This is a genomic window from Hydrogenivirga sp. (assembly GCF_056450045.1).
Genome location: NZ_JBWONM010000138.1, coordinates 1 through 4,905 on the forward strand (window position 1 = coordinate 1; position 4,905 = coordinate 4,905).

Below are 4,905 nucleotides of genomic sequence, written 5' to 3' on the forward strand. Positions count from 1 at the left end.
AGAAAGGTCAGTGGGAAAGCGAAGGAGCTCAGGAGGATCATCCATGAGACCCTTGAGGGCTACCTCACCGACATGGAGAAGAGATACCAGCTCAACACAGCTATAGCTAAGGTGATGAAGCTACTGAATGAGCTTACAGCCTTTGACCCTAAGACTGACGAGGAGAGGAAGGTTCTGAGGGAAGGGGTGGACGTCCTTCTGAAGCTTCTTGCACCGATAACTCCTCACATCTGCGAGGAGCTCTGGCAGAGGCTCGGCGGTGAGGGGCTGATCTCCCTCCAGCCCTTACCGGAGGTTGATGCCGATGCCCTCCAGGTTGAAGAGGTTGAGCTCCCCGTTCAGATAAATGGAAAGCTGAGAGCGAGGGTAAAGGTTCCCTACGGGGCGGAGGAGGAGACCGTAAGAGATATAGTCCTCAGGGATGAGAAGGTAAGGAAGTATACAGAGGGTAAAGAGATCAAGAAGGTGGTTTATATAAAGAACAAACTTGTTAACATAGTTGTCAGCTGAGGAGGTTAAGATGGAACAGGATGTAACTTTCTGGGCATGGATCATCTGGCTACTGAAGGTTCTTATCCTTGCCTTCCTCATAGGGATACCCTTCCTCGTGATAGTTGTTCTTGTCTCCTCGGGTATATACAATCGCTTCCTGAAAAGGGTTGAGAAACAGCTTGAGGAAAAGTACAGGAGGGAGAGGGAGAAGGGCTTCACCCTGATAGAGGTTCTCGTGGTTCTGATAATACTTGGTCTTATAGCTGCCCTCGTCGTGCCGAGGATAACCGGGAGGGTTGATGAGGCGAAGATAGAGACCACCAAGATACAGATGAAGGCTATAAAGAACGCCCTTGAGCAGTACAAACTTGACAACGGCAGGTACCCCACTACAGAACAGGGGCTCAAGGCTCTCGTTGAAAAACCGACCATACCACCCATACCTCCCCGGTGGAAGAAATACTTGGACAAGGTTCCCAAGGACGGCTGGGACATGGACTTCATATATATATCTCCGGGGGTAAACCATCCCTACGAGCTCAGGTCAAGAGGTCCCGATGGGGAGGAGGGAACAGAGGACGATATTGATGTCTGGGAGCTGTGAAAGGGGCTTCACCCTGATAGAGGTTCTTATAGCCCTTACCATAGTGGCAGTTGCCTTCACCACCCTCTTTGAGACCCTCTCCTCTGCAGGCAGGAAGTACGAAGAGGCTAAGGAGCTCCTTGATGCGATCCTTGTGCTTGATGCCAAGCTGAAGCTCGGAGACCACGAGGGTCTTGAGGTAAAGGAAAGGACCCTTCCCGACTTCCCGCGCATAAAGGAGAAGGTTTATTCTTACAGGGGCGTATTCTTCGTCCGATATGAGGGAAGGTGATGGCAGTAAAGTTCGGCGTTTGTCCCCACGATACCTTCAGAAACCGTGGGAGATGGGAGGAAATCGCAAGAGCCCTTGAGGAGGAGCTCGGTGAGAGGGTAGAGCTCATAACCTTTAAAGACTTTGGGGAGGAGGAAAAGAGGCTGGATGAGGTCGGCTTTGACCTCTACTACGCCTCTCCGGACACAGCCCTGAGGCTTCATGCTAAGGGATACTCTCCGCTCGGAAGGATAGCAGGGGAGAGCGACTTCGTGTATCTGATCAGGTCTAAGAATGCAAAGAAGGAAGGCGTTGTCAGGCTTGCGGTCGCAGACCTATACTACCTCTACTCAGGTCTTGAGCTTCTCAAAAATTCAGGAATGGATAACATAGTGCTTCTACAGACCAGAAGTCATGAGGAAACCTACGACCTTGTAAAGGAAGGAAAGGCAGACTACGGACTCCTTTACTCTACTTCTCCACCGCAGGTGGAGGAGGTAGAAATCCTTGGAGGGATGAACCTCGGGACGTTTCACCTTTTCATGGCTAAGAGAGAGAAAGCAGAAAAGCTCAGGGAAGCCCTCGCAAAGAGGGTTGATGGCTTTGAACCCGTCGGGGATGAGGCGATAGAGACGATACTCAGGGTAAGAGGTGAGGTTGAGAGGGTAATCGCCCTGTGGGAGGAACACGACATAGCGAGGGCGGTCCTTGAAGCCCCAAGCGTGGGCGTCCTCATATATCAGGAGAGGATAGTCTACGCAAACGATTACGCCTGCAAAGTCCTTGGCTACAGCCGGGATGAGCTCTACACCATGCCCGCTTACGAGTTTATGGCTGAGGAGTACAGGGAGCAGATAAAGTCCGTAGCTGAAAGGAGATTAAAGGGTGAGGATGAGAAGAGGGTATATGCGGAGTTAAAGATAAAGAGAAAGGATAAAAGGCAGAGATGGGTCCTTGCCTTTGCAAAAACGATAGTTTACAGGGGTAAGTTTTCAGGCTTTGTCATCTTTGTTGACATAACCAAGAGAAAGAGGCTTGAGGCTCTGCACAATCTCCTCAGAGAGATAAGTCAGGTTATAGCGACCTCTCTCCTTGAGGAGGAGCTCCTTGAGAAGGTATGCGTTGCCCTTGTTGAGAAGGCAGGGCTCAGATTCGTCTGGATAGGGAGGGTGGAGGAAGATGGACAGGTAAAGCCCTTTGCCCGCTGCGGCTACGAGGAGGGCTATCTGGAGAGGCTTAGGATATCCCTCAATCCCGACGCGCCCGAGGGAAAGGAACCGACGGCGACCGCTATCAGGGAAGGGAAGATAGCCATAAACCCGGACACCGAGAGAAACCCGTCTATGGGTCCTTGGCAGGAGGAGATGATGAGGAGAGGGTATCTCTCCTCCTGTGCGGTGCCCCTTCGTGTGGGAGGGAGGATAAGGTTCGTCCTGAACCTCTACGCTCCAGAACCTGACTTCTTTGAAGAGGAGAGACGGGAAGCTCTGGACGAGCTTAAAACAAACCTTGAGTTTGCCTTAGGCAGACTTCAGGAGCTCAGAAAGAGCATAGTTATGAGCAGAGCCCTTGAGTCTTCCCACAGCTGGGTGCTTATCACCGACGGGGAGGGCAGGATACTCTACGTCAACGATGCTGTGCTCAAGATAAGCGGATACAGCAGGGAGGAGCTTTTGGGAAAGAAGCCTTCCGTATTTAAGTCGGGCATCCACTCCAAGGAGTTTTACGAAGAGCTATGGAAGACCATCCTCTCCGGAAAAGAGTTCAGGGCTGTCTTTGTAAACAGGGCAAAGGACGGAAGCCTCTTCCACCTTGAACAGGTGATAATACCCGTGGAGCTTCCCGGTGGTGAGCTCAGGTTCGTCTCCGTCGGAAGGGATATAACCGAAGAGGTTAGGATGAGGGGAGAGATAGAGAGGCTCAGGTTCTATGATCCCCTGACTGGTCTTTACAACCTTCTGGGTTTTAGCCTCAGGGTCGTTGAGATGTTAAAGGAAGCTAAGGGATATGGAGCACTCATAATCCTTGATGTGCACAACATGGCTTACATAAACGGAACCTTTGGCTTTGACACTGGAGATAAGCTTTTGATGGCTATAGCCAGGAGGCTTGCCGAGCACTTCAGGGAGGGTGATGTTATAGCACGGATAGGAGGTGACGAGTTCGTTATATTCGCCTTTCCTATAAAGAGAAAGGAGGACGCCCTCGCCCTGTCGGAGCAGCTAAAGGAGATATTCAGGGAGCCCTTTTCAATCAACGGAAAGAGCTTCACCCTCGGAATAAACGCCGGTATAAGCCTGCTTCCTGAAGACGGAACGACCTTCTCACAGCTTTATGATAGAGCCTCCCTCGCCCTGAGGTCTGCCAAGGAGAAAGGCGCAGGCGAGATTGAGTTCTTCAACAGGGAGTTGGAGGAGAAGGCAAAGGGTTTTGTCAGGACGGAGAGCCTCTTAGAGAGAGCCCTCAAGAAAAGTCTATTCCTATTTTACTTCCAGCCTTACTACAGGCTGAGCGATATGAAGCTCGCCGGAGCGGAGCTCCTCATCAGGATAAGGGATGAAGAGGGGAAAATTCATGGACCAGCGGAGTTTATAGATTATTTAGAGAGGAGCCGATTCCTGAGCTACTTTGAGGAGTGGAGCCTTAAAGAGATAGAGCGACTCACGGGTAAGTTTTCCATCCCCCTTTCCTTCAACGTCTCCGCAAGGAGCTTCTTCAACGACGAATACATTGACAAAATCTACAACCTCTGCCTGAAGTGTAGGAGAAGGCACGTTCTTGAGATTACAGAAAGGGTTCTCGTCGTAAACATAGAGAGAACTAAGAACGTTCTGGAGAGGCTCCGCAGAAACGTTAGGATAGCTATCGATGACTTTGGAACGGGATACTCCTCCCTCTCCTACATAAAGGACTTCCCTGTTGACATCATAAAGATAGACATATCCTTTATAAAGAGGATGGTTGAGGACAGGAAGGACAGAGCGCTCGTTGAGACTATCGTCCAGTTCGCCAGCAGGCTCGGCTTGGAGAGCCATGCGGAAGGGGCTGAAAGTGAAGAACAGCTACAGCTCCTTAAGGAGATGGGATGCACCTACGCACAGGGATTCTACCTTGCAAAACCCATGCCCGAGGAAGAGCTGGAGAGGCTCCTTGAGGGGTAGAGCCTTTACCCTGATTGAGGTTCTCATAGTCCTTACCCTGATCGGACTGACCTTCTCCCTTCTTGTTCTCATCTTCTCAAGGGGAATTGACTCAAGCCTGACCCTATCCGGAAGATCCCGATCGCTGGTTGAAAGAGCCTCCCTCTTTTGGGACCTTCAGAGGAAGGTTGTGGGAGCCAAGAAGATTGAAGTAAGCGGAGACGCCCTTTACATGATAACGAGCGGAGGGACCCTCTACGAGGGTGTGGTAAAGTGTGCCTATCTTTGTAAGGACGGCAGGCTCTTCTACTACGAGTTCCCCTACCCCTACGGCGCCCTGGAGGAGCTTGAGGAAGACAGACTGCAGGAGCTTGGAAAAGCTGAAGAGTTCAGGGTAGTTGCGGTTGTTGGAAACAGAG

At 51.1% G+C, this 4,905-nt stretch carries 5 protein-coding genes; all 5 read left to right on the top strand.

Going from position 1 to position 4,905, the window contains the following annotated elements; all coding sequences use genetic code 11:
- Positions 1-510 (top strand): class I tRNA ligase family protein (locus tag AC1HCM_RS05765; protein WP_479460818.1); only part of this gene is annotated, 510 nt, incomplete at its 5' end.
- 139 nt (positions 511-649) lie between these two features.
- The gene (gspG, locus tag AC1HCM_RS05770; protein WP_479460822.1) at positions 650-1,096 is read left to right on the top strand and encodes a type II secretion system major pseudopilin GspG; all 447 of its coding nucleotides are present in this window, start codon (positions 650-652) and stop codon (positions 1,094-1,096) included.
- Positions 1,080-1,367, top strand: coding sequence for a type IV pilus modification PilV family protein (locus AC1HCM_RS05775; protein ID WP_479460819.1), 288 nt, complete (start codon positions 1,080-1,082; stop codon positions 1,365-1,367). Before gspG ends, AC1HCM_RS05775 begins: the two co-directional genes overlap by 17 nt.
- Positions 1,367-4,507: an EAL domain-containing protein gene (locus AC1HCM_RS05780; RefSeq protein ID WP_479460820.1), complete on the top strand. Its 3,141-nt coding sequence runs from the start codon at positions 1,367-1,369 to the stop codon at positions 4,505-4,507. The genes AC1HCM_RS05775 and AC1HCM_RS05780 overlap by 1 nt, the downstream gene beginning before the upstream one ends.
- A partial coding sequence (locus AC1HCM_RS05785; RefSeq protein WP_479460821.1) for a type II secretion system protein occupies positions 4,497-4,905 on the top strand: 409 nt, incomplete at its 3' end. The genes AC1HCM_RS05780 and AC1HCM_RS05785, both read left to right, overlap by 11 nt.